Source organism: Sodalis ligni, assembly GCF_016865525.2.
Lineage (GTDB): Bacteria > Pseudomonadota > Gammaproteobacteria > Enterobacterales > Enterobacteriaceae > Acerihabitans > Acerihabitans ligni.
The window spans coordinates 3739482-3764834 of record NZ_CP075169.1; the positions used below are offsets into that span (position 1 = coordinate 3739482).

Here is a 25353-nt window from a genome sequence, read left to right on the forward strand (position 1 = left end):
GGTATTTTCTTCGGTGCAGAGCAGGTGAGAATAATGATTATCAGCGATATCGATTTGAAACTGCTTAGGGTTTTAAAGATGGTCGTGGAAGCCAATGGATTTTCGAATGCCCGTGCGTTGCTTAACGTTTCCCAGTCCACCATCAGCGCGCAAATGTCCCAACTTGAGATCAGGCTGGGATTTATACTCTGCCAGCGTGGACGCGGCGGCTTTCAGCTTACGGCCAAGGGAGAGGAGTTTTACCGCTACACGCTGCAGTTTTTTCAGTCTTTACATGAATTTCAGGTCAGAACCACCGAACTCAAGGATGGATTGACCGGCACATTGCGTATCGGTTTTTTAGATAATGTCATTACCGATCCGGAAAACCCGCTCAGTCGGGCCATAGAAAAATTGATGTCGCTACCGCAAAACACCCTCCATCTGGTTCTGGAGACGCTTTCGCCGCCCGAACTGGAAAAAAGGGTCTTCGACAATAGCCTGGATGTGGCCATAGGAATATTCCCCAGCCGTATCCCCGGCCTCTGTTACCAATCGCTGTATTATGAGCGCGATATTCTTGTTTGCCGCAAGGATCACCCGCTGACACGGATGGATAGCGCGCAACGTATCATCGAAGCGATCCCCCGAATACCCCGCGTGGTTCGAACCTTTTTCGACGATAACGAATTCCCTGCAAATATTCAATGACACAGTATCCGCCAGCGTGACTAATCTGGAAGCCTCCGCCATGCTGGTAATGACCGGTCATTACATCGGCTTTTTCCCAAACCATTATATCCAGCGCTGGCTTGAAACCGGTGACTTAATCTGCCTGATACCGGATCGCATCAGCCGTCAGTCGCACTTTGAACTTATCATCCGCGACAGGAAGCAGCCATTGCCCATCGCGCTGGATGCATTTTTGCGCTGCGTATACAGTATTCGGGACCAGCGGGAAAGAAACCGGGCGCTCAATGAAGAGCGGGCCGCAAGCGGCGATGGATAGCAGGTTTTATCTTTCCAGCCAGGCTTTCAAGGAAGCAATATCGATGACAAAGCGATACTTCACATCCCTTTTCAGCATCCGTTTCCATGCGTAAAAGGAGCTAGGGCATGGCGGTGCTGGCGCGCATGACCAGCTGCGTGGCAAGTGTAGCGGAATCATCCGCTTTCCTGCCCTGAAGCGCCGACCAGATTTGTTTGCCGGCCAAGATGCCCATCTCCTGGTAAGGTAGCTCTACGGTGGTCAAGGCCGGTGAGCAAATTTCGGCAAGGACGCCCCCGCCGAGGCTCGCAACGGCCAATTGCGCAGGCACGGATATTCCCCGCGCATGGCAGGAGGAGATGGCCCCGCAGGCCACCTCGTCAGACGTGCAGATCAGTAAATCCAGCTCGGGCCAGTCAAGCAGGATCTTCGGCAAAAGATTTTTCCCAGTGCTGAAATCGGGCGGTAGAGAAGAACTGACAACCCGATGGGGCGACTGATTTAACGACAGCATAGCCGAATGCCAGCCGCTGAGGATTTGCTGATGTATGTGGTGCTCATGGGCGGCACACAGCAGAGCGATATTTTTAAATCCCTTGATGGCCAGGGCATTAATCAGTTGTTTAATGGCCAGGCCGTAATTGGCACCGACGCTCATCATGACGGGCGCAGGAGTAACGCCGCCGATTTCCAGCACCGGGATGCCGGCGGTGAGCAATAGCCGGCGGCTTTCCAATGAATTATCGAAATTATATAGCACCATGGCGGCCGGATTATAGGACAGCAGCTTTTCAATTAATCTGGACCCATGGGGGGCGGCGTAGTTATCCTCGGACAATAGCACGTCGTAACCACGAGGCCGGAGCACCGATTGAAGGGCTTGAGAAATAATGGCGCAGCCAGGCGAGGTCAATGCCGGCGTCGCCATGGCTACCAGCCGCGAGGATGCCGAAGCCAGGGTGCTGGCTGCAAGATTGGTGACATAGCCGAGTTCGGTTACCGCCGCGTCGATCTTTTCCCGAAGTTTTGGCGACACTTTTCCGGTTCCCGTAGCGCACGCGAGGCGGTCATGGTGCTGACACCCGCCATATTTGCCACATCAGCCAGGGTACTTTTACCAGAATTGCGACGCTGCTTCACCTTTTTCTTTCCTTTTCGGCAGTTAATTGGCCCGGTTTTTAAAATGGATTTTATCATAACTACAGCGCAAGGACTGCCCGACTGACAGGCGATCGCAACATTCCCGTTATTTTCCATGGCAATCCTGTATCGGTCCCTATCACCGTCCCTTGATAGGTTTCCCTCACTGTACAACAAAATCAGCCCCAAAATGTTAGCGGTAACAATATTTTCCCTTCACCTTTGTTAGCGCTAACTTTTGAGATTTATATCACAGAATAAGGATTACTTTTTCGCCTACACTCCAAGCATCTTCAGCAAATAGGGACTCGTGATGCTTGCCAAATGGTTAACCGCCGAAAGGATCGCCATTGTGGAACAGGTCGTCGACTGGCGCGGCGCTATTGAATTGTCCGCCCGTCCATTACTGTCGGAAGGCGCGATTGCCCCTGGCTACATTCAGGCGATTTTCGCCTCACATGAGGCAATTGGGCCCTATTATGTGTTAGCGCCCGGGCTGGCGATGCCCCATGCCCGCCCCGAAGAAGGTGTTAACCGCACGGCGCTATCTCTGCTGCATATTCGCCAGGGCGTCAGTTTCGGATCCCTGGAAAATGACCCGGTGCATGTGGTGATTTTGCTCTGCGCCCAAAACGGTGATGAGCATCTGAGCATGATATCCCAGTTGGCCGAACTGTTCAGCAACGAAGAAGATCTCCAGGCACTCCTTGGCGCGGATACCCTTGCGGCTATCCAGGCTTTGATTGATAAATACTGATGTTTATTAAGGGATATATATGAAAAGATTCTGATCGTATGTGGTAATGGTTTAGGCAGTAGTTTCATCGTGGAAATGAATGTCAAAAATCCTTAAAGAATTAGGTAAGGAAGCGGAAGTCAGTCATACGGATTTAAGTTCGGCCAAATCCGAATCTGCGGATATTTATATTGGGTCCAATGATATCATTTCCGGATTGGATAATGGCGTTCGTCATGTTTTTGGTCTGAGTAACCTTTTAGATAACAATAAAATAAAAGAGATACTTGCCAATAATTTATAATTCCTCTACATGGTAGTTCCATGGAGTTTACAATGCTCTCATTTATTATTAATGATGTATTAGGTACGCCTGCAATACTGGTGGGATTATTCTCTTTTTGCGGATTGCTGCTGCAGAAAAAATCTTTCTCCGATACGATATCCGGTACGCTAAAAACAATTATGGGGTTCCTGATATTAATCGCTGGCGCAGGTGTCATTGCCACCACCTTGACCAGTTTTAGTGAACTCTTTATCCATTCCTTTAATATCCAGGGCGTTGTGCCGAATAATGATGTGGTAGCCGCGCTGGCACAGAAAAATTTCGGCCCTGCCGCCGCCATGATCATGATATTCGGCATGCTTGTGAATATTATCCTGGCTCGGATCACTCCCCTTAAATATATTTTCCTGACCGGACACCATACCCTGTATATGGCGGCCATGTTATCGGTAATCCTCACCACCGGCGGACTCAGCGGAGGAGTGCTGGTCACTCTTGGCGCCATTATCCTCGGGGCGCTAATGGTCATTTCACCGGCCATGCTGCAGCCGTTTACCCGCAAAATCACCGGCAGTGATGATTTTGCCCTAGGCCACTTTGGTTCGACGGGTTATTTATGTGCCGCTCTAGTGGGCAAAATTGTCGGCAAAAATAGCCGATCGACCGAAGAATTCAATGTACCGAAATATCTCAAATTCCTGCATGACTCGTCCATCGCCATCGCGTTGACAATGACGATCCTGTTTATCATCCTGGTTTTGGTAGCCGGTAAAAACTTTACCGAATCCGAAGTCAGCGGTGGACAGAACTACATTATTTTCGCCATTATCCAGGCGATTACCTTTGCTGCGGGGGTTTATATTATTCTGGCCGGGGTGCGCATGGTCATTGCAGAAATCGTGCCGGCCTTTAAAGGCATTGCCGATAAAGTAGTCAAGGATGCCAAGCCGGCCCTGGATTGCCCGACGGTATTTCCCTTTGCGCCCAACGCGGTGATTATCGGTTTTTTAAGCAGCTTTTGTGCCGGGCTTATCAGCATGTTTTTCTTCCCGCTATTGGGGTTAAGCATTATTGTCCCGGGCCTGGTGCCCCATTTTTTCACCGGCGCTACGGCGGGCGTGTATGGTAATTCCACCGGTGGATGGCGGGGAGCGATTATCGGCGCTTTTGCCAACGGCTTGATCATTTCGTTCCTGCCGGCAATATTATTATCGGTACTGGGGAATCTTTCCGCCTCCACCACCTTTGGCGATGCTGATTTTGGTATCGTCGGTATTGCGCTGGGCAAATTCATGATGCTATTTCATTAAATAACTTTTGATTAAACCATCCCCCATTGATTGACCCGGCCGCTTGCTTACCCTGTAGCCGGGTTAGTCCGTTATTCCCTGATAACGGATTGTCCATCCATTCATCCTCTGCCGTCGGCGCCGGATATGTTACATAAAGACTATCAGATTTCAAATTACCTTTACTACCCCAGCGGAAAACAGCATACACAGGCTTTCACGTTGCTCAGCAATGCCTTGCGGTACCGTAACTCAAAGTCCCGGACCTGTTTCAAAAGCTTAAAGGCACGCCTGATAGTCCATGTATAGTTGGTATACTGAATATGGCGGTAGATGGTGCCCTTGCCAGGCCGGGTTATCACAACCACCACCGGGGCAGGGGTGGCATGGGCAAAATCTTTGATGGCCCAGTCCATACGCGCGGCAAAACCGTGCTGGCATGCCTCCCGCCAACGCCAAACGATAGACATAATTTATTTTGATAGTAAACAATTTTCCTTGTGGATATATACATCCTGGTGTCATGATTGTCATTAATACTGATATTCATTTCCGCTACCGGTTAGGAGGCTTAGTTTTTAAACATGGCCAGAGCAAAACGTCCGACAGATGAAAATATGCAGGCCGCGGCCACACTGTGCGCCAGGGATCGCAGCGCGGTTTATGAAAAATTGATGAATGCCATCTCGGAACACCGCCTTAAGCCGGGCACCAAACTTACGGAAGAAAAGCTGGCGGCCATTTTCAAGGTTTCCCGCACCGTGGTCAGAGAGGCCCTGCAGCAAATGGCTTTCGAGCGGGTGGTGGAAATCCTGCCCAACCGCGGCGCGTTTATTGCCAGCCCCACCATTGCGGAAGCTAAAGAATTTTTCCAGGCCCGGCGCTATGTCGAGGTTCCCTTGCTGGAAAATATATGTAAGCGAGTGACCGCGCAGGAAATCACGCTGCTGCGCCAGCACGTTAAACAGGAAGAAAAGCCAGGCATTCAGGCGATCGCCGCAAGATTGTGCGCCTGTCCGGCGAGTTTCATGTGCTGCTGGCCTCCTGGCGGGAAATCGTTTTCTTGAAAGAACGGTACGCGGCCTGCAGTTATTGACGTGCTTGACTATCCTGCTGTATGACACCCCACGGACGTTACCTGCCAGCACAATGAACATGAACGGCTGGTGGATGCGGTAGAGGCGCGGGACAGCATGCGCGCGCAAAACTGATGCTGGATCACCTGCTGGGGATCGAAAATTCGCTGCATCTGGATGAGCCGGAAGAAAAGGAGGAAGATCTGGAAGAGATCCTGCTCGGCACTGGAAACTAAATTTCTTATATCTAGGGCATCTGGCCCCGAAGCCTTAATTCCCCCTAGCCCTTACATCTACCGGTTTTTCCCTGTAGAAAGAGCGCGTTAGGCGCTCTTTTTTTTCACTTTATTCTTTTATTTCTTTTCGCTCGGAAAACGCTAAATATAAGAAATGCATATCGCAATAATAAAACTGATGAACCATTTAAATAATTATTGACTTCAATTTTGCATGATCTTATTGTCAAAATTAATCCATATCCTCTGCCGCAACTATCTCGACGCCAATTAGCTCGACGCCAATTCGCCGCAGATAATTGTTAACAATCTTTGAGTATTTTGTGGAGCACTGCATGTCTGAACTGGTATTGGCCCATGGTGAGGCGCTTTCCAATCTGCCGTTATTCGTGGCGCAGGCATGCGGTTACTTTCGCGACCGGGGATTAACGGTAATGGTGCCGAAACTCAGCGGCACGGCGTCGACCATTGCATTACTCAGAAGCGGCGCGGCGCAAATAGGCACCACGGGATTTACCCAGCCGCTGTGCGATTTCAACGCCGCTGACCCGTTGCGCATTATCGCTGGAAGCGGCGTCGGCGGCATGGCGGTAATGATTCATCCGGACAGCGTGGCCGCGGCGCCCGCCACCCTGCGCTTTGGCACCTTCTTCGAGGATCCGATGGAGGTGCTGCTGCACGATGCTATCAACCATTACCAGGGGGTCTGGCAACGCAGCGATATACGCTATTTCGACACCCTCCAGCAGGGGATAACCGCCATGCAGCGGCGTGAAATCGACGCCTGCACCTTTATCGAGCCGGTAATAGGCCAGCTCGAACTGCTGGGATTCAAAAAAATGTGCGACGCCGCCGACGTCTGGGGAACCGGTTATCCCGATACCGTACTGGTTACGCGCCAGAGTTTTTTGCATCAGTACCCGGATGTGGTGGATGCGGTGATAAAGGCTCTGCTGCAGGCGGAAAATGCGATAAAGGCCGATCCACAGGGCGCCTTGTCAAGCGTGGCGCGATTTTACCCCGGCGTTCCCCTGGCGGTGATGACGCAGGGTCTGTCACGGCAGCCTTCACAAATCGATATCCGTTCCCTTGCCGGCACCATTATCGGCCGGTTCGACGCACTGGCTGCAATGGGCAGGCTGGTACCGCCGGATAATCCGTATGCCGTGCTTGATTTTAGCCGCTTATCCGCCCTGCTGTCGCAAACGGAATATACGCACTAACGCGCGGCTTCGCCGAACCTTAAACCGCGACAGCTATCCGCTGGACGTTATGCCTTGCTGGCAGGGGTTCGTTCGCACTTTTTTAAACACCAGGAGCCAAAAAGATTTTTCAAACAAAACTGGTTTTCCCGCGGTTTCTGGCCTTTGATATAATTCCCGGCCTTTTTCTGAAACACAGGCCGCTGGCACCCGCCGCCTGGGCGTTGGGCAAGTACCTTATCAGCGCCCCCGCCCAGGCGGCGGATATAACAACTTTCAAGGCAACGCACGGCACGGGCTTGTGCAATTGTCCCTTCTTCCTGGTAAAGGAGCGCGGACTGGCGAAAAACGTCGCTCTGGATTTTGTCACCACCCCGACCAATGCCGATATAGCCGCCTTGTTCGGCGCCGGTCTGGTTGACGTAACCGTGGTGCCTTACACCAACTTCATTACGCTATTCGCCCAGGGCGCGCCTATCAAGATCGTCGCCGGCTCAGGGGTACAGGGCTGCGTGATAGTCAGCCAGCAGGGTATCGATTCCGCCGAAAAGCTGCGCGGCAAGACGCTGGGAACCTTTCAGGCGGATACGCTGGAAATGCTGCCTTACGATTATCTGAAAAAAGCGGGCATGAGCTTTGCCGACGTCAAGGTACGTTACTTCGGTACCTCGCCGGAGCTGGCTCAGGCCTTTATCAACGGCAATATCGACGCCATGTGCCATATCGAGCCTTACGCTACCCAGGCGCTGCAGGCGCGTCCGGGCGCGGTACGTCTTTCCGACGGCGTCGATATCTATGGCAAGAACTACAGCGATTGCGTACTGGCGGTAAGCGCCTCCGTGCTGGCAGAGAATCGCGAAGCGGTGAAGGCGCTTATCAAGGGCATGATGATCGGCCAGCATCAGGAAGAGACCGACCGCGCCTCGGCGGTCAAAGATACCGTGGGCAAATACTTCAAGACCAGCTACGAAGCCACCCTGGACGCCGCCACAAAACAGCCGGCGATGATCGACCAACGGCAGAACCAGGATTTTATCCTGCAGCGCGCCAATAACCTCAAAGAGCTGCGTTACATCCAGAAGGTGCCGGGAGCGGATATCTTCGACTGGTCATTGCTCAATGAAGTGATTAAGGAAAATCCCGACTTGTATGCCTCGCTGGAGCTGAAAAGCGCATGAATGTGAATACCCTGCCAAAGCCGGTAAAAGCGGGCGGTGTTTCACCGGTCGCAGTCAATCCTCCGGTGAGGAAAACCCGCCGCCGCGGCTGGGCGGATTTTTTCTCGCGCCTCGGCTGGGGCGTGGCTTCCGTCGCCCTGTTTGCCGGGATTTGGGAAGCGATATGGGCTTTTGGGGGATTGAATCCGCTGTTATTACCGCCGCCGCATATCTTCCTGGCGAATTTTGCCCAGCAGGCGCAATATTTTATCCCCACCGATGTTATCGGCCAGGTCACCAACGACACCGCCTTGTTGTCGTTGGGTAAAACCATCATCGCCACGGTTGGACGCGTGATGGCGGGCTTGGCCCTGGGTTTTGTCCTAAGCCTGATAAGCGGCCTGGCCATTTGCTATTTCCGCCTGTTCGGCAAGCTGGTATTGCCGACCATCACCCTGCTGGCGCCCATCTCCCCCATCGCCTGGCTGCCGGTGGCCATCTTTATCTTCGGCATCGGCAATCCGCCGGCGATTTTCATGGTGTTTATTTCACTGTTTTTTGTCATGACGGTATCCACGATCAGCCAGATTGAGAGTGTGAGCAAAACGCACCTCAACGTGGCGGCGGTGATGGGGGCAACCCGGGCGCAGACTTTCCGTTACGTCATTATCCCCGCCATCCTGCCTTCGTTATTCTTCGTGTTGCGCATGAACCTGTTCGGCGCATGGATGATTGTGCTGGTGGCGGAAGCGACAGGCGTAGGCAGCGGACTGGGACAAATCGTTATGCAGGCGCGCAATACCTTTAATTCCAGCCTGTCATTTTTCACCATGACCATCATCGGCATTACCGGATTCGTTTTCGATCTGCTGCTGCGCTATATGCAGAAGAAGCTTCTTTACTGGATACCTGAAAACAACGCCGGAGGCCGGAAATGACGAACAATACCAGCACGCAACCGCCATTGATCGATTGCAGCCGCGTGGGTAAAACCTGGGTTGATGCGCAAGGCGCTGCCGTCGTCGCATTGAATAATGTCGATTTACAGGTAGCGCGGGGGGAGTTTGTCGTGCTGCTCGGTCCCAGCGGCTGCGGTAAAAGCACCCTGCTGTATATGATAGCCGGGCTGGAATCGGTCAGCGAAGGATCGATCCGCTGTGGTGGAGCCGAGGTGTCCCAACCGGGCACCGATCGCGGATTTGTCTTTCAGGACGCGTCTCTCTATCCCTGGCTGACGGTAGCGGAAAATGTCGCCTTCGGCCTGAAGATGCAGGGCATGTCTAAAGAACAAAGGTTGAAACGGGCGCAGTCCATCCTGCAAAACGTCGGCCTTGCCGATGCCGCGGATAAACGACCCGATCAGCTTTCCGGCGGCATGCGCCAGCGGGTGGCGATGGCCAGGGCGTTGGCGCTAAATCCCGAGGCGCTGCTGCTGGATGAACCTTTTGCGGCATTGGATGTGCAAACGCGGGCGAAAATGCAGGATTTTCTGATCCGTATCTGGCGGCAAACCGGCGTATCAATGATTTTTGTCACTCACCATATTGATGAAGCCGTAGCGCTGGCCGATCGCGTGGTGGTCTTTACCGCGCGTCCCGGCGGCATTAAAGAAATCATCCCTATCGATCTCCCGCGGCCGCGCGATCCCAAAAGCCCCCTGTTCCATCAGCTCAGCGATCATCTAATCGACTTGCTGCGTGATGAAGTCGATCGCGCCTTTGCCGAACAGGAGGTGGGCTGATGACATCTCCCCGCCTGCCGGTTGCCGCGCTGCAAATGCCGCCGGGCCGCGAGGATCTGGCGTTTAATCGCCAGATGCTGGAGGCGGCCATTACCCGCGCGGCTAAAGACGGCGCACGGCTGGTGGCGCTGCCCGAGCTGGCCTTGACGCCCTATTTCTGCGCCGCGCCGGCGGAAAAATACCGACGGTGGGCCGAATCCGTCCAGGGTGAGAGCAGCGGCTGGTGCGCGGAGCTGGCCCGACGGCTCGGGTGCGCCATATTGCTGCCGCTCTATGAGCACCACAGCCAAAGCGGCTGTTATCACAATGCCGTTATCGGCTTTGACCGCCAGGGGAAAAGGCTGGGCAACGGCGCCCTGGCCAGGAAACTGCATTTGCCGGTCAACGATTATCCACCGCCCGGTTTTGACGAGGCCGCGCATTTCACCCCAGGCGACGAACTGCAAACATTTGAAATCGAAGGCTGGCGGTGCGCGGTGCTGATTTGTTATGACCGGCGTTTCCCCGAATGCTGGCGCGCGCTGCGACGGGCGGGCGTTGAACTGGTTATCGTGCCGGTCGCCGGCAGCGGCGGCGATGATGCGGCATTCTTTTTAGGCGAGCTGCGTACCCATGCCAAAGAAAACGGCCTGATAGTCCTTTGCGCCAATAAAGTGGGCGAGGAATGGCTGGACGGTATGGCGACGGACAATTACGGCGAGTCATGCGTGATCAATGCCGACGGCGCAATCCTGGCGCACCGTTCCCGAACGCAGGGACCGGGCGTGGTGAACGCTACGCTGGAGCATCAGCAACTCGTTCAGATTCGCAAGCAGCTACGCTATTTCGACGATCGCCGCGGCGATTTATTTGGGCCCGTGCCGCACGGCTGGGTGCGTTGATTTTACCGCTACAGGATATCCCCCTATGACTGAGTCACTGATATTAGCCGGCACGCTGATCCAGGGGATCGGCGACGATGGTCGCCCGATCGCTGTGGAACAGGCCGCGCTTTACCAAAAAGACGGCGTCATCCGTGACATCGGCAAGGCCGATGATTTAACAGCCGCCTATCCGCAGGCCCGGCGTTACGGTTCCATGCAGCACGTCTTGATGCCGGGATTTGTCAACAGCCATCATCATGTGGGTTTAACCCCGTTGCAGCTGGGTTCGCCCGATTATGCGCTGGAATTGTGGTTTGCCAGCCGTATGGGCGCGCGCGAGGTGGATTTGCGGCTGGATACGCTCTATTCCGCTTTTGAGATGATCGCATCCGGCATCACCACGGTACAGCATATCCACGGCTGGCGGCCGGGAACGCTGGAAACGATACACCAGGCGGCCGGCGCGGTGCTTGCCGCCTACCGTGAGATTGGCATGCGCGCCTCCTATAGCTTTGCGGTGCGTGAGCAGAATCTACTGGTCTATGAAGCCGATGAGCAGTTCGTGGCCCGCGTGCCGGCTGAAATCCGCCCGCAGTTGACCGCCCATCTGAAAAAGCAGCGGCTGCCGCTGGACGATCATCTTAAGCTGTTCCGTATGCTGGCGGCAGATAATCATGGACAGCCGCTCACCCGGATCCAGCTGGCGCCCGCCAACCTGCACTGGTGCGGCGATGAGGCATTACAGGCCATTAAAGCGGAAGCGGATAATGCCGGCGTGCCGATGCATATGCATCTGGTCGAGACCGCCTACCAGCGTGAATATGCGCGCAGGCGTACCGGCGGCACGGCACTGGCGCATTTGCATAAGCTGGGTTTGCTGGGGCCGTCGCTGACCCTTGGACATGGCGTCTGGCTAAATGAAGCGGATATCGAGCTGGCGGCGGCGACCGGCACCTGCGTGTGCCATAACTGCAGCTCCAATCTGCGCCTGCGCAGCGGCGTGGCGCCGCTGAACGCCTTTCGCCGGCATGGGCTGACCGTGGGATTGGGGCTGGATGAAGCCGGCATCAACGATGATCGCGATATGCTGCAGGAGATGCGTCTGGCGTTACGCGTACACCGCGTACCCGGCATGGACGACGATGAAGTGCCATCCTGCGGTGAAATCGTGCGCATGGCAACGGAAGGCGGCGCCAAAACCACGCCCTTCGCCGGGCGCATTGGCCGTCTGGAGCCGGGTAAACTGGCGGATGCGGTGCTGTTTGACTGGAAAAGTATTACCTGGCCCTATCAGGATGACGATATCCCCCTGCTGGATGTGCTGGTCCACCGTGCGCGCGGCAAGGATATCGAGAGCGTATTTATTGCGGGGGAAGAAATCTGCCATCAGGGTCAATTCACCCGGGTGGATCGCACGGAGGTGCTCAATGAAATCGCGCAAAAACTGGCCGCGCCACGCACCGCCGACGAGCAGGCGCGCCTTGAGCTGGGCAAAGCGGTCTTCGCGCACGTGAAAGACTTTTACCGCGATTACCTGGCGCAGGAAACGCCGCGCGAACCCTTCTACGCGCCGTCGTCCCGGCGTTGATGGGATAACATCCCGCCCGCGACCCGGAAGCACTGCGGCCCATGACGGCGGGAATCAGGTAGATTCCCGTTCAATCAGTTCAAAACCGATATCTCTCACCGCGTCAATGGACTCTTTTCCCTCGATTTTATCCGCCAGCATAGTCGCGGCATCTATGCCGACACGCCAGCGATCGATTTTCACCGTTGAAATGGAAGGACTATGATGCTGGGAAAAATCCAGGTCGCCAAAACCCATGACGGCTATATCCCCAGGCACTTTTAGCCCCCGATGGTTCGCCTCGATGATGGCACCCTGGGCGAGCGTATCGGAGCTGCAGATGACGGCATCAATCTGATGCCCGGATTCAAGCAGTTGGCGCAATCCGCTCCGGCCCTTCGACAGAGCGGCCGGCAGCGGAACGGATACTGACGGGATAGCGTCCAGCTTGTTTTCGTGCAATACGTCGAGCACCCCTTTTTTACGCACCGCCGCCCGTTTGTCCTCGGTCCAAATGAGGCCGATGTTTTTATAGCCTTTTTCACACATATACCGGGCTATTTTATTGCCTACCCTTTCATGGGAGAAGCCCACCAGCATATCCAGGGGAGTGGGGGTTAAATCCCATATTTCCACCACCGGCAGCTCGGAAGATAAAAGAATGCGTTTTAACCTCGGCGCATGCTGTATTCCGGTTAATACCACGCCTTCCGGGCGCCGCGAAAGGATCGCCGAGACGATGTCGGCCTCCCGTTCTTCCGTATAGCCGCTTACGCATAACAGCATATGATAACCGCGTTCCGCCAACCGATCGCTTAAGGCCTGAACGGTATCCACAAACATATTATTATTGATTTGCGGCACTACCACGGCAATCAGCTTACTGCGCCTTGACGCCAGTCCCCCCGCCAGCAGGTTTGGGATATAGCCTGTGGCGGCAATCGCCTCCCTGACCTTTTCCAGCGTAAGGGCGCGCACAAGATGAGGATTATTTAATGCCCTGCTCACCGTCATGGGAGACAGGCCGGCCCTGAGCGCGACATCTTCAAGGGTGGGAGACTTCGCTTTCCCCGCGTTTTTCTGCGTATTTTTAGCCATCATACCGGTCCTTGAGCGACGCTTAAACAGTGTTACCGCGGATAGAGTACCGTAAAAACAGTGCAAACCCCAAAAACAAAGACTTCCCTTCTTACCCCCCGCCGTGAAGAAAAGGGTCACCACCGCCCCGGCCGCGAAAGCGATGCCCATCGTTTTAATTACCCGCTTTTCCAGCGTCCTTGGCACCGGTATCGGCCGGAGCCGCGCATTGTTATAATGATTGCGCAATCATTTACCATATGAATTAATTGTTTATGCCCATGACGGTGCAATATCGGGTGATTTACCCGCCGATTAACCAGAAATATTTTGTGATCAGCCCCGCACATAAACCCGGAAAATATAGTGTATTTCTGCGGTTCGCGCTAAAAATGTTAGCGCAATCATTTACTGATGAATTGAATAAGTCCCCCCTATGAGGAGAAATGAATATGACAGCCAGCGCTAACTCTGATGCGGTATCCTACGCCAAGGTATCGCATGTGCGTACCGCCGCTGAAAGCGGGGATCGCATCGTATGGGTCAAGATTTCGTTGGCGTTTTTGCCCCTGGCAACCCCCGTCAGCGATGCCAAGGTACTGACCGGCCGGCAAAAACCCCTCACCGAAGTGGCGATTATTTTTGCCCAGCTTCTCACCCGCGACGGTTTCGAGGGCATTGGCTTTAGTTATTCCAAACGCGCCGGAGGCCAGGGCATCTATGCCCATGCCAAGGAAATCGCCGATAACCTGCTGGGTGAGGACCCTAACGATATCGATAAGATCTACACCAAGCTTTTGTGGGCCGGCGCCTCGGTGGGCCGCAGCGGAATGGCGGTGCAGGCCATTTCGCCTTTGACATTGCCCTTTGGGATATGAAGGCCAAGCGGGCCGGATTGCCGCTGGCGAAATTATTGGGCGCCCATCGGGACTCGGTCCGGTGCTATAACACCTCCGGCGGCTTCCTGCACACGCCGCTGGATCAGGTGATAAAAAATGTGGCCATATCCAGGGAAAGCGGCATCGGCGGCATTAAAATCAAAGTCGGTCAGCCGGATACCGCCGAGGATCTGAAGCGGTTAACCGCGGTGCGTCAAGAGCTGGGGGATGATTTCCCGCTAATGGTGGATGCGAATCAACAATGGGATCGGGAAACCGCCATGCGTATCGGACGGAAGATGGAGGCCTTCAATCTGGTGTGGATTGAAGAGCCGCTGGATGCCTATGACGTTGAGGGCCACGCCGCGTTAACCACCGCCCTTGATACCCCCATCGCCACCGGAGAAATGCTTACCAGCTTCCGCGAGCATGAACAGCTGATCCTGGGGAATGCCAGTGATTTCGTTCAACCCGACGCCCCGCGCGTAGGCGGCATCTCGCCATTCCTGAAAATCATGGACCTGGCCGCCAGAAACGGCCGCAAACTGGCGCCGCATTTCGCCATGGAGATTCATTTGCATCTTGCGGCGGCATATCCCATCGAGCCCTGGCTTGAGCATTTCGAGTGGCTGAACCCGTTGTTCAATGAGCAATTGGAGCTACGCGACGGCCGCATGCTGATTTCTGACCGCCATGGCCTTGGATTTACCTTAAGCGAACAGGCCTTGGCATGGACGGTGCAACAGGCCGAATTCGGTAAGCGTCCTTAATTTACCGCTTTTCAAAAGCCGATGTGTTTTTTAATACATCGGTTTTTAGGACATTTTTATTAAAAAATAAAAAATAACCTTCTAGACTTAACATTATGTCAGAGGCCCTACATGAAAGAAAAACCGGTAAAAAAAACCAACATAAGATATATAACGCTGTTTTTCCTGTTTGCCGCTACCGTATTTAATTATTCCGATCGGGCAACGCTTTCTGTCGTCGCGCCTTTTATGAGTAAAGAATTTAATTTCTCTCCCGAAATGATGGGTGTGGCGTTTTCAGTATTCGGCATTTCATACGTAATAATGCAAATACCCGGCGGCTGGTTATTAGATAGATTCGGCTCACGGCTGGTTTATGGCTACGCCTTAATAGGCTGGTCCCTGGTCACCATGCTGCAAGGGACGATATATTTATTTTCCGCGCCGCTGATGGCTCTAATCATTTTAAGATTACTCATGGGGGCGATTGAAGCGCCGGCTTTCCCCGCCAATAGCCGCCTGAGCGTTCAATGGTTTCCCAATAATGAGCGTGGCTTCGTCACGGCGATTTACCAGGCGGCACAATATATATCGTTAGCGCTTATAACGCCATTGATGACCTTTATATTAAACATAGGCAACTGGCATCACGTTTTTATTATATAGGCTTAATTGGCATCATACTGGGCGGATTATGGCTGACGTATGTCCGAGACCCCTTGCGCCACAAAAACGTCAATCAGGCCGAGATTGACTATATCAGGGACGGCGGCGGCGAGCCGGAATTAGGTTTTAATACGCAAAAAGGAACCGTGACGCTTGAACAGATAAAAAAAGTCTGCATTAACAGAATGATGATCGGCGTATACATCGGCCAATTTTGTTTGACCTCCATTACCTGGTTCTTTCTGACCTGGTTTCCTACTTATCTTTATCAAGCAAAAGGCATGTCGATACTGAAAGTGGGGATGATAGCCTCTATTCCCGCCGTCGCCGGTTTTATCGGCGGCATTATCGGCGGCGTTTTTTCCGATTACCTGCTCACGAAAGGCTACAGCCTTACGGTGGCAAGGAAAGCCCCCATAATCTGCGGCATGCTATTGTCATGCGCCATTATCACGGCAAATTATACGCAGTCAGATACTCTCGTCGTGGGCGCCATGAGTATCGCTTTCTTCGCAAAAGGATTTGGTAACCTCGGCTGGTGCGTGTTGAGCGACACATCGCCGAAAGAGGTGCTCGGCATCGCCGGCGGCGTATTTAACATGTGCGGCAATCTGGCGGGCATCGTAACACCGCTGATCATCGGGTTTATTTTGTCTTGGACCAAATCCTTTGATATGGCGATTCTTTATGTAGGCTCCATGGGGCTGCTGGGCCTGCTCTCCTATCTGCTGATTGTCGGTAAAATAGAGAGGCAGCACATTTAGTCTCTCTTGGGCATCTGCGCGCGGATTCTAGGCGGTCGTCAGCGGTAGTACACGGCGATATGCTGATTATTCAGCCATTCAATGGCTACCGGCGTATCAAAAATGTCCTCCAGGATCGCCGGCGTCATAATGTGCGCCGGCGTCCCCTGATAAATCACCCGGCCTTCCTTCATGGCGATGATGTCATCCGAATAGACCGAGGCGAAATTGATATCATGGATCACCAGGACGATGGTTTTACCCAGCTCATCCGCCGCGCGGCGGAGCTGCTTCATCATCGCCACCGCGTGTTTCATGTCCAGGTTATTAAGCGGTTCGTCCAGCAGGACATATTTCGTATCCTGGCACAGCACCATCGCCACATAGGTCCGCTGGCGCTGCCCGCCGGAGAGCTCATCCAGATAGCGATGCTGCAAATCGGTCAGGTTCAGGAAGTCCATCGCCGCGGCGATGCGTCCGCGATCGTCCTCATTCAGCCGTCCCTTGGTGTAGGGATAACGGCCGAACCCCACCAGATCCGCCACGGTTAAACGGCTGGTAAACTGATTCTCCTGCCGCAATACCGACAGGTATGTCGCCAGCTTATCCCCCGGCGTGGTGGCCACATCCAGGCCATTGACCCTTACCTGTCCGCCATCCGCCGGCAGCAGGCGGCTGATGACCGAAAGCAGGCTTGACTTGCCCGCGCCGTTGGGACCGATTATCGAGGTGATCCCGCCCTCGGCAATGGTCGCCGTAATCCCTTTCAGTACGGCGACATCGCCATAGCGTTTGCTGACATTCCTGATCTCAATCACAGGGTGGCCTTTTTCAATAGCAAAAACAGGAACAGGGAACCGCCGAGGAACTCAATGACCACCGACAACGCACCGGACATTTTCAGCAGGTGTTCCAGAATCAATTGGCCGCTCACCAGGGAAATGATGCCGAGCAGGAAGGCGGTGGGCAGCAGAAAACGGTGCTGATGGGATCCGCCGATGAGATAAGCCAGGTTCGCCACCATAAACCCCAGGAAGGTCAGAGGGCCCACCAGCGCGGTGGAAATGGCCACCAGCACCGACACCAGCAGCAGGATGGCGATCACGTTGTGCCGGTAATCAATGCCCAGGCTAACGGCGGTATCACGCCCCAGCGCCAAAACATCAAAGCGAAAACGCATACGCCAAATGATAGGCGCCGCCGCCAATACCACGGCCGCCGATACCCCCAGCAGCTCCGGCGGCGCACGGGTAAAGGTGGCGAACATCCGCCCCTGCAGGATGGCAAACTCGCCGGGGGTGAGCAGCCGCTGCAGCAGAGTGGCAAAACTGCGAAACAGGGTGCCGCAGATAATCCCCACCAGCAGCAACAGATGCAGGTCATTGCCCCGCCCGATAAACAGCCAGCGATACAACAACGCGGAAAACAGCACCAGCAGCAGCGATTCGCAAAGGAATGTCCCGACGACACCGAGCAAACTGATGCCTGGTGCATCGATAAAAAAAATCATGGCGGTCTGCAGCAGAACGAATAGCGCCTCAAAACCCATAATCGACGGCGTCAGGACTCGATTATGGGTGACCGTCTGGAATAACAGGGTTGAGACGCCGGCGGCAAAGGCCACCAGCAGCATGGTGGCCAGGATCAGGGCGCGATGCACCAGGATATAGTGCAGATTGCCGCCCAGATTTACCGTCATGAACAGCGCCATGACCGCCAGCGACGACGTCGAGCTGCAGGACTTCATTAACGGTGTAACAAAATCGGAACTGACCGGCCCTTCCGCCTGGGACGGCTATGCAGCCTCAGTAGCCGCGGACGCCTGCATAGCGGCGCAAAAAACGCCTGGCGTGGTACAGATATAACTGCCGCCCCGTCCGGCATTTTACCCACATTAAATCTCAATGCCCTTTTATTAAGCGCAGCGGGCAGCCGCGCTGGACAATCATTCTATTATCGTTCAATTCAAGGTGCCATCATCATGGATAAAAACAAAGTCAAACTCGCCATCGCCCCCATCGGCTGGACCAATGACGACATGCCCGATTTAGGCAAGGAAAATACCTTTCAGCAGACAGTGAGCGAAATGGCGCTGGCCGGTTTTATCGGCAGCGAAGTGGGCAGTAAATATCCCCGCGATCCTAAAATCCTTAAACCGATGCTGGATATCCGGGGTATTCAGATTTGCAACGCCTGGTTCAGCACTTTTTTTGCCGACGGACTAAAAGCCAAAACCATCGATGAATTCATCACCCACCGCGATTTCCTGCATGCCATGGGGGCGAAAGTCATCGGTTGTTCCGAGCAATCGCGCAGTACCCAGGGGACGCCAAAACCGGTACTGGAGGGACGTCCCGACTTTACCGACAGGGAGTGGAGTTTGGTGGCTAGCGGCTATAACGAGCTGGCGGATCTCGCCGCTGAAAAGGGCATGACCGTCGGCCTGCACCACCATATGGGCACCGGCATCCAGACCGCCGAGGAAATAGACCATTTTCTGGATCTGGTGGATGACGATGTTTACCTGCTCTATGACACCGGCCATGCCTACTACTCGGAAGGTTCGCAGGAAGCGATGCTTCGCATCCTGGAAAAGCATCTGCCGCGCATCAATCACGTTCATCTGAAAGATGTGCGGGATAAGGTCGTGGCCGAGGTTCGCGCCCATAAGCTCAGTTTTCTGGACGGCGTAAAGAAAGGCACCTTTACCGTGCCGGGCGACGGGGTGATTGATTTCAAGCCGGTATTCAGGCTGCTGGATGATTTTGGGTATAAAGGTTGGCTGGTGGTGGAAGCAGAACAAGACCCTGCCAAAGCCAATCCTTTTGAATATGCGGTTAAAGCCAGGCGATACATTCGCGAGGTCGCGGGCATTTAACGCCGGTCATCCTTGCATAATGGTTAAATACTTTCCGCCAGGCGTTTTTTGCCCCGTGGTTATCGGTTGCCCCCTATGACGCATTTGATGGGCAAAATAAAAGTACGGAGAATCATTCATGAAAGAAGTCAGAATTGGATTAGTGGGTACGGGTTATATTGGCCGTTGCCATGCAATTGCCTATGCCCAGGCTCCCACTGTTTTTCCGTTAAAAGGAATAATAGTCAAAGAAATGCTGGCGGAAATAAATGAAGACCTGGCGGAAAAAAAAGCAAAGGACTTTGGCTTCACGCGTTTTACAGCTGACTGGCATCAGTTGGTAAGCGATCCGCGCATTGATGTCGTTGATATTTGTGTGCCCAACTTTCTTCATAAAGAGGTCGCTATTGAAGCCATCAAGCATGGCAAACATGTCTATAGCGAAAAGCCTTTGGCGCTGACTGCGGCCGACGCCGCTGAGATGGTTGCAGCCGCCAAAAAAGCCAACGTCAAGACGCTGGTGGGTTTTAATTATATGAAAAACCCGGCGGCACAGCTCGCCAGGCAGATCATAGAAAATGGTGAAATTGGCGAAATAGTGCATTTTTACGGGACGCATAACGAGGATTATTTAGCCAGCCCGCAGACGCCCATTGATTGGCATTGCAAGAGAGCATTAGCCGGCCTGGGCGCTCTGGGGGATCTTGCGGCGCACATTGTTAATATGGCTCATTACCTTATCGGCAATATCCGTGAGGTTGCCGGCGATATGCAAACTGTTATCGCTGAACGCCCCGATCCTCAAGCTCCGTCTAAACGGGCCAAAGTGGAAAATGAGGACCAAGCGAGCGCGTTAATCCGTTTTGAGTCCGGTGTCATGGGCGTGATTGAAACATCACGGATCGCCAGCGGGTGCAAGATGGGATTAACGTATGTGGTCACCGGAACGAAGGGATCGATTACCTATACGCAGGAGAGAATGGCTGAATTAAAACTATATCGGCATGATGAGCCCGTGGAAAGGCAGGGTTTCAAAACAATCTTGGTCGGACCTTCACATCCTGACTATGCCCCTTTCTGTGTCTCTGCCGGGCATGGATTTGGTTTTAACGATCAGAAGACGATCGAAATCAGGGATTTGATTGATGGTATAGCAGCCGGCGATAAATTGTGGCCCGACTTTGAAGAAGGCTTGCGGGTTTCAAAAGTGCTGGAAGCTATTGCCCAGTCAGCGCAGGAACGCCGGTGGGTCCAGCTATAGAATTCGATAATGGCGAAGGGGCAAGGGTGAGAAATCAAACCAGTGGTAGCACCGGAATCAATCTCACTGCTGACTCATATGTATGTAATATAAATTTAATTAAGGAAATAATTAAGAACACTCGACCCCTTCATCACCTTTAATTTACCGGCGGCTAAAGATATTTTAGCCGCCGGTAGAGAATAAAATAAAAAGGTAGAAAAATGACTCTTATCTCTCATATAGATCTCAATATAGACCAAAGAAAACGGCTACACCAAATAACGCTCGTTGCTACTTTTGGCGGTTTGCTTTTCGGTTATGACACGGGTGTTATTAATGGTGCTTTCCCTTCCTTAAAGGAAGGTATGGCCCTCACACCGACGACAGAAGGCCTCGTCATGAGCGTACTGTTAATCGGGGCCGCTATTGGCAGTATTTGTGGCGGCAAGCTGTCCGATTATTTTGGACGTCGTAAATATCTATTATATCTATCCTTTGTTTTCTTTTTCGGCGCCATGATCTCTGCATTATCACCCACGATCACCATCCTATTGATTGCCCGTTTTTTACTTGGTTATGCCGTAGGGGGAGCATCGGTCACGGCGCCAACATTCATATCTGAAGTTGCGCCGACGGAAATGCGAGGGAAACTCACCGGCTTGAATGAAGTAGCCATTGTCATCGGCCAGCTGGCCGCCTTTGCGATCAATGCCATCATTGGCTACGTCTGGGGGCACCTGCCTAACGTTTGGCGATATATGTTAATAGTCCAGGCAATACCCGCCATGAGTTTGCTTATCGGCATGTGGCGCGCACCGGAAAGCCCCCGCTGGCTGGTGAGTAAAAATCGTAAGGAAGAAGCTTTAGCAATTTTAAAACAAATTCGACCCGTAGAAAGAGCAAAAAAGGAATTTGAAGATATCGTAACATTAATTAATATTGAAGCAGAAAAAAAGCTGCATTCCGGAGGATCGCTGTCAATTATTCTTAACACGCCCTGGATTTTCAAACTACTCCTGGTTGGTATCGCCTGGGCAGCTTTGCAGCAAACAACCGGGGTGAATGTCATCATGTATTATGGTACGGAAATACTGCGAACAGCAGGTTTTTCCGAAAGAACTTCATTAATATGCAATGTGTTAAATGGTGTCTTTTCTGTCGGCGGCATGGTTATTGGGGTGGTGTTTCTGGTTGACCGGTTTAAGCGCAAGACGCTGATTATTTCTGGTTTCGCCCTTATGGCAACGTTGCATCTTATCATAGCGGGCGTTGACTATTACCTTACGGGTGATTTGAAAGCCACGGCTATTTGGTTGCTAGGAGCATTATTTGTCGGCGTCATGCAGGGTACCATGGGGTTCCTTACCTGGGTGGTATTGGCTGAACTTTTCCCACTGAAATTTCGCGGGCTATCAATGGGCATTTCGGTATTTTTTATGTGGATCATGAATGCCATTGTTAGCTATTTATTCCCGGTCCTTCAGGCCAAACTCGGTTTAGGGCCCGTATTCCTGATCTTTGCGATCATCAACTATCTGGTAATTTTATTTGTCATATTCGCATTACCGGAAACATCAAATAAATCATTGGAACAATTAGAAGAAGAGCTGTCTTCTGGCAAGTAAAAAGGTGCTCTATGCGAAATCAATATAAATTATATCGTAAAGGAGACAGATTATGATAGACAATGTTTCAATCGATAACCTTCACTTAGGTTGTCAAGCCAAAAACAAAGCTGAAGTCTTGTATATGGTGGCGAGGATTTTTGGAAAAGGGATACGTAAACCAGGCCTGCGCTGCTTTTCTCAACGAAAGAGAGCAACAGGTATCGACGTTCTTAGGGAATGGTATTACCCTTCCTCATCTGCCAAAATCGGCCAATAATATCATTATCAAAAAAGGCGTTGAGATTTTTCAATTTCCGGATGGCGTCATCTGGGACAGAAACAATGTCATGTTTATCGCTATTGGTGTTATTGCTAAAGAAAAGGAGCATATAGATGTGCTAAAACAAGTCGCATCGATTTTTAGTGATGAGATCATAGCAAATGCATTATCACTCATCTCAAATAAAGAGGATTTTCTTCGAGTGCTAAATCGAGGATAGGTGTAATTTCAGTTAATCTGCATACTCATAGATACCGACCCGTACCCCGGTATCTATGAGTAGACCTCTTTTTATCCCTCGAATTCCCATTTGTTTGCCCTACTTATCCTAAACCGGCCCTGGCGCGGGCGATTGCCGTCGGTTACCTAACCACTGGCCCGTGCAATGAAATGCCAGTCCATGATTAAGCGCTCTGCCAGCGCGTCAGGATTATCATTTTTTTTAGCAGCAGCGTATTAGTGTCTTGACCGCCGTTGTCGTTAAAAAACGATCTCGGCGCTGGAACTGATTTCCACTATGGTCCTCGGCTCGCGCATAAAAGCGTTGATACCCTGCCCGGTAGTCGCCATTTCGGGATGCTGCATGACATCAACCGCCCCATAGGCGGAGAAGTCGAGCGCGGTTCGTGCAGTGAGCTGCGGCACGCTGACCTGGTAGATGCGAAAAGGGTCCAGGTCGAGGCTTTCAAGATCGTTTAGCAGATTGTCTTGCGAAAGAACGAAAGCCGAGCAGCGCAATTGACCATCACCGGCCCGATAAGCGATCAGCTTCTAGAAGGCGCGAGGTAAGCGTATCTCGCGGTAGGCGGGATCTTCGTTGCCGAATACCGGCCCGCCAAGGATGGCAAGCTTGAGGTCCTGCACATCCGCCTGATCAAAAACCAGGTTCTCCAGCTCACCCCACAGGCCCTTGCGGGACGACTGGTTAAAGCGTTGGTGCTGGGGCGTAATGTTGGTGAAATAGAAGGAATCCTTGTTTGCCTGCCTTGCCTCTTCAATATCGCCCCAGCAGAGATCCGCCCGGCGGGCGATATGCCCGCGATCAAGCCGGTTGTCCTTGTACAGCTCATCTCCAATCTGATATTTGCCGTCGATGCGCGGATCAAGCGCAAACCCTAGCCTGGGAAGCTTGACCATCCGCGAGCCATCAATATTCCAGGCCACATAGCGCGCCATGCGGCGGGCAGCGCTGAGGCACACCGAAAAATGGGTATAGGGGAGGGTCTGGCCGCGGCCGAAATTCACCGCGTCGCGCTTGAAGGCCGTTGAAAGCCCTGGTTCCGGAGCAGGTATTCCGAGAAAATCAGGATCATAGCCGTTTCGGACAACGGCCGTTTCAATAAAAGGCAAATTTTTCGCATCAGAATGAGGCGGCGTAAGCAAGAAGTCGAGCTTCTTCTGTACTGATGCCGGATAGCACGCGAGCGCGTACTCGTCCGGATTGCCGTCGGCGTTGCCGGCGAAGTGCAATCCCGCGAAGATATCGGTCGGCTTGCCATTCTCGGCGATAAGCCAGGCCGAGCCGGAATCGCCGCCCTTGCTGATACCGCCATCCGAGGAAGGATGAGCCGGATCGGGGCCGATTTCAAAGCCGCCGATCGCCTGCTCGCCCTTGGGAAGGCCATAATTGATACGCGCCATTACATCAATGCGGCGAACCTTGCCATAGGTCACCCCGGTGGTGCGCCCCGACTTGACGACCGGATCGCCGAGCTCGACTTGCGCCATGCGGGTAGGCATCACATCCAGCTCCAAAACCGAAGCGTCATACCCGCGCAGGCGGATTCCGGCAAGGGCGCAATCCCCAGCCGGCCCCAGATGACTGCGCAGGAGTTCGCCGGCCACGTTGCGGGCAGTGTTGTTGTCGTCGAAAGGCCCTGGTTGAACGATGGTGCCGCCGACCTGACCGGCATTCCCGTGCAGGACATGCCAGTTCGACAGAATGACGGGCATGCCGGTGGAGCGATCGTAGACAATCAAACCGATCGTCCCCGCCGTCCCCGCCAGATGAGAAACGCTGACGCCCGGACGGATGGGATCGATGCGTTCCCGGCGCGCATCCATTTGTTCCGGCTTGACGAGCTTGAACGAAGGATCATAAGAACGCTGTATTACGTCGGTGGGTATCATAACGCCTTCGATTTCGATAGCCTGCGGAATCGGCAGGCTACCGAGGGACTGTAGGGCGGATTCGCCCTTCGCTCCGACGGTGAATTGAATGCAAACGGGTCCATCCCCATTCTTCAAGCCAATGCCAACGGACGTGATATTGGGATCCTTGAGGTAGTCGGCGCCCTTTGCCCGTATGTGCCTGCGCAGGGCTTCTAGATCCGGCCCCGGCGATCCGCCTTTCTTGCGTGATGATTTAGCTTTGGCCATCCGGCGTTCTCCCATGATTATAACCTCCCTGTATTGAATACCCTCATTACGCCATCATCGCGGAACACTGCCCCCATTGGCAACCCCGAACTGTTCCATTTTGAATTTTGCGAATCACCCCTTATTCATGAACAATCGTCCGCCCCTGCATTGCCCGGCCGGAGACCCGGCGCAAGCTTGGTTATCTAATTTACTAAATAATATAAAATAGAAGAGTATATGCTGATGGCGATTATGGTGCGGTGGCGGCTGATAAGGTTGCAAAAGAACCAAATCCTCAGCGGAGGTATTTTCCGCCCATATTAGCGGGCGCCATAATATATCGGCAAGGCCGGCCGCGGCCAAGGTACTTTCAAGAGTATGGGCTGACCATTAGTAATATTCTGCCGTCTTTACCCTATATTCCCGCACGTGTCCCCGCAGCGAACCGCTATTAAAACGGGCTATCGCATCTTTAGATGGCGGACCGTGCTTTCAATTATTCCTTGGCGCTGTGCCGGCGGGTATGAATTCGCAGGATAACGTGCTATTTCAGGTAGATGTTGCTTTTATTTATGATAGACCGCACAATCATATGTTCAACTAACGTTCATTTATTACATAATATTTCTCTC

At 53.1% G+C, this 25353-nt stretch carries 22 protein-coding genes and 5 pseudogenes; 19 read left to right on the forward strand and 8 right to left on the reverse strand.

Features of this window, described 5'->3' with window-relative positions:
- The first annotated feature begins 33 nt into the window (after window positions 1-33).
- Window positions 34-690 carry a LysR family transcriptional regulator gene (locus GTU79_RS17415; RefSeq protein ID WP_214513195.1) on the forward strand — a complete coding sequence of 219 codons (657 nt, stop codon included), beginning with the start codon at window positions 34-36 and terminating at the stop codon, window positions 688-690.
- Window positions 691-706: 16 nt separating this feature from the next.
- On the forward strand, window positions 707-988 hold the full coding sequence (locus GTU79_RS17420; RefSeq protein ID WP_214513196.1) for a type 2 periplasmic-binding domain-containing protein: 282 nt from the start codon (window positions 707-709) through the stop codon (window positions 986-988).
- A gap of 100 nt (window positions 989-1088) precedes the next feature.
- On the opposite strand, the gene GTU79_RS17425 is transcribed toward GTU79_RS17420, so the two are convergent.
- Together GTU79_RS17425 and GTU79_RS30590 are read right to left on the reverse strand one after the other, a co-directional pair.
- Window positions 1089-2003 (reverse strand): LacI family DNA-binding transcriptional regulator, encoded by a 915-nt coding sequence (locus GTU79_RS17425; RefSeq protein WP_253073347.1) that lies wholly within the window; start codon window positions 2001-2003, stop codon window positions 1089-1091.
- Window positions 1964-2224 carry a LacI family DNA-binding transcriptional regulator gene (locus tag GTU79_RS30590; protein WP_253073348.1) on the reverse strand — a complete coding sequence of 87 codons (261 nt, stop codon included), beginning with the start codon at window positions 2222-2224 and terminating at the stop codon, window positions 1964-1966. Before GTU79_RS30590 ends, GTU79_RS17425 begins: the two co-directional genes overlap by 40 nt.
- 196 nt (window positions 2225-2420) lie before the next feature.
- On the opposite strand from GTU79_RS30590, the gene GTU79_RS17430 reads away from it, so the two are divergent.
- The 3 genes and pseudogenes from GTU79_RS17430 (at window position 2421) to GTU79_RS17440 (ending at window position 4439) form a co-directional block, all read left to right on the forward strand.
- A complete protein-coding gene (locus GTU79_RS17430) occupies window positions 2421-2864 on the forward strand; it encodes a PTS sugar transporter subunit IIA (RefSeq protein WP_203523250.1) in 444 nt (147 codons plus the stop codon).
- Between the two features lie 75 nt (window positions 2865-2939).
- Window positions 2940-3147: pseudogene (locus tag GTU79_RS17435) on the forward strand (PTS sugar transporter subunit IIB).
- Between the two features lie 32 nt (window positions 3148-3179).
- Window positions 3180-4439 carry a PTS ascorbate transporter subunit IIC gene (locus GTU79_RS17440; RefSeq protein ID WP_214513197.1) on the forward strand — a complete coding sequence of 420 codons (1260 nt, stop codon included), beginning with the start codon at window positions 3180-3182 and terminating at the stop codon, window positions 4437-4439.
- Window positions 4440-4603: 164 nt separating this feature from the next.
- Here GTU79_RS17440 and GTU79_RS17445 read toward each other — a convergent pair whose 3' ends face one another.
- Window positions 4604-4888 carry a hypothetical protein gene (locus GTU79_RS17445; protein ID WP_214513198.1) on the reverse strand — a complete coding sequence of 95 codons (285 nt, stop codon included), beginning with the start codon at window positions 4886-4888 and terminating at the stop codon, window positions 4604-4606.
- Window positions 4889-5002: 114 nt separating this feature from the next.
- On the opposite strand from GTU79_RS17445, the gene GTU79_RS17450 reads away from it, so the two are divergent.
- The 7 genes from GTU79_RS17450 to GTU79_RS17480 all read left to right on the forward strand — a co-directional run bounded on the left by GTU79_RS17450 (window position 5003) and on the right by GTU79_RS17480 (window position 12281).
- A complete protein-coding gene (locus GTU79_RS17450) occupies window positions 5003-5485 on the forward strand; it encodes a GntR family transcriptional regulator (RefSeq protein WP_214513199.1) in 483 nt (160 codons plus the stop codon).
- Between the two features lie 580 nt (window positions 5486-6065).
- Entirely contained in the window at window positions 6066-6953 is an 888-nt protein-coding gene (locus GTU79_RS17455) for an ABC transporter substrate-binding protein (RefSeq protein ID WP_214513200.1), read from the forward strand.
- A gap of 203 nt (window positions 6954-7156) precedes the next feature.
- Window positions 7157-8110: an ABC transporter substrate-binding protein gene (locus tag GTU79_RS17460; protein ID WP_214513201.1), complete on the forward strand. Its 954-nt coding sequence runs from the start codon at window positions 7157-7159 to the stop codon at window positions 8108-8110.
- Window positions 8107-9027 (forward strand): ABC transporter permease, encoded by a 921-nt coding sequence (locus GTU79_RS17465; RefSeq protein WP_203523256.1) that lies wholly within the window; start codon window positions 8107-8109, stop codon window positions 9025-9027. The genes GTU79_RS17460 and GTU79_RS17465 overlap by 4 nt, the downstream gene beginning before the upstream one ends.
- A complete protein-coding gene (locus tag GTU79_RS17470; RefSeq protein ID WP_203523257.1) occupies window positions 9024-9830 on the forward strand; it encodes an ABC transporter ATP-binding protein in 807 nt (268 codons plus the stop codon). The genes GTU79_RS17465 and GTU79_RS17470 overlap by 4 nt, the downstream gene beginning before the upstream one ends.
- Complete coding sequence (locus tag GTU79_RS17475) at window positions 9830-10711, forward strand: carbon-nitrogen hydrolase family protein (RefSeq protein WP_203523258.1); 882 nt, start codon at window positions 9830-9832, stop codon at window positions 10709-10711. The genes GTU79_RS17470 and GTU79_RS17475 overlap by 1 nt, the downstream gene beginning before the upstream one ends.
- Window positions 10712-10736: 25 nt before the next feature.
- Complete coding sequence (locus tag GTU79_RS17480) at window positions 10737-12281, forward strand: amidohydrolase family protein (RefSeq protein WP_203523259.1); 1545 nt, start codon at window positions 10737-10739, stop codon at window positions 12279-12281.
- Between the two features lie 54 nt (window positions 12282-12335).
- Here the strand turns inward: GTU79_RS17480 and GTU79_RS17485 are convergent, their stop codons facing one another.
- Window positions 12336-13358, reverse strand: coding sequence for a LacI family DNA-binding transcriptional regulator (locus tag GTU79_RS17485; RefSeq protein WP_420854189.1), 1023 nt, complete (start codon window positions 13356-13358; stop codon window positions 12336-12338).
- A 431-nt stretch (window positions 13359-13789) separates the two neighbouring features.
- Between GTU79_RS17485 and GTU79_RS17490 the strand changes: the two are divergent.
- Window positions 13790-14985 (forward strand): annotated as a pseudogene (locus GTU79_RS17490) (L-talarate/galactarate dehydratase).
- A gap of 111 nt (window positions 14986-15096) precedes the next feature.
- Window positions 15097-16394: pseudogene (locus GTU79_RS17495) on the forward strand (MFS transporter).
- Window positions 16395-16432: 38 nt separating this feature from the next.
- On the opposite strand, the gene GTU79_RS17500 reads toward GTU79_RS17495, so the two are convergent.
- Both GTU79_RS17500 and GTU79_RS17505 read right to left on the reverse strand, forming a co-directional pair.
- A complete protein-coding gene (locus tag GTU79_RS17500; RefSeq protein WP_203523263.1) occupies window positions 16433-17191 on the reverse strand; it encodes an iron ABC transporter ATP-binding protein in 759 nt (252 codons plus the stop codon).
- Window positions 17188-18120 carry an iron chelate uptake ABC transporter family permease subunit gene (locus GTU79_RS17505; protein ID WP_203523264.1) on the reverse strand — a complete coding sequence of 311 codons (933 nt, stop codon included), beginning with the start codon at window positions 18118-18120 and terminating at the stop codon, window positions 17188-17190. The genes GTU79_RS17500 and GTU79_RS17505 overlap by 4 nt, the downstream gene beginning before the upstream one ends.
- Between GTU79_RS17505 and GTU79_RS17510 the strand changes: the two are divergent.
- The 5 genes and pseudogenes from GTU79_RS17510 to GTU79_RS17530 all read left to right on the forward strand — a co-directional run.
- A pseudogene (locus GTU79_RS17510) lies at window positions 18098-18238 on the forward strand (inositol 2-dehydrogenase); the annotation flags it as partial. The gene GTU79_RS17505 and the pseudogene GTU79_RS17510 sit on opposite strands and share 23 nt — an antisense overlap.
- A gap of 116 nt (window positions 18239-18354) precedes the next feature.
- Window positions 18355-19251 (forward strand): myo-inosose-2 dehydratase, encoded by an 897-nt coding sequence (gene iolE / locus GTU79_RS17515; RefSeq protein ID WP_132927690.1) that lies wholly within the window; start codon window positions 18355-18357, stop codon window positions 19249-19251.
- A 118-nt stretch (window positions 19252-19369) separates the two neighbouring features.
- Entirely contained in the window at window positions 19370-20491 is a 1122-nt protein-coding gene (locus GTU79_RS17520) for a Gfo/Idh/MocA family protein (protein WP_203523265.1), read from the forward strand.
- Window positions 20492-20694: 203 nt separating this feature from the next.
- Window positions 20695-22098, forward strand: a complete 1404-nt coding sequence (locus tag GTU79_RS17525; RefSeq protein ID WP_132927688.1) for a sugar porter family MFS transporter — start codon at window positions 20695-20697, stop codon at window positions 22096-22098.
- Between the two features lie 52 nt (window positions 22099-22150).
- A pseudogene (locus GTU79_RS17530) lies at window positions 22151-22580 on the forward strand (PTS mannitol transporter subunit IIA).
- A gap of 260 nt (window positions 22581-22840) precedes the next feature.
- On the opposite strand, the gene GTU79_RS17535 reads toward GTU79_RS17530, so the two are convergent.
- Window positions 22841-23098 (reverse strand): hypothetical protein, encoded by a 258-nt coding sequence (locus GTU79_RS17535; protein ID WP_203523266.1) that lies wholly within the window; start codon window positions 23096-23098, stop codon window positions 22841-22843.
- Window positions 23099-23131: 33 nt separating this feature from the next.
- Entirely contained in the window at window positions 23132-24754 is a 1623-nt protein-coding gene (locus GTU79_RS17540) for a DNA/RNA non-specific endonuclease (RefSeq protein ID WP_203523267.1), read from the reverse strand.
- Window positions 24755-25353: the final 599 nt, after the last annotated feature.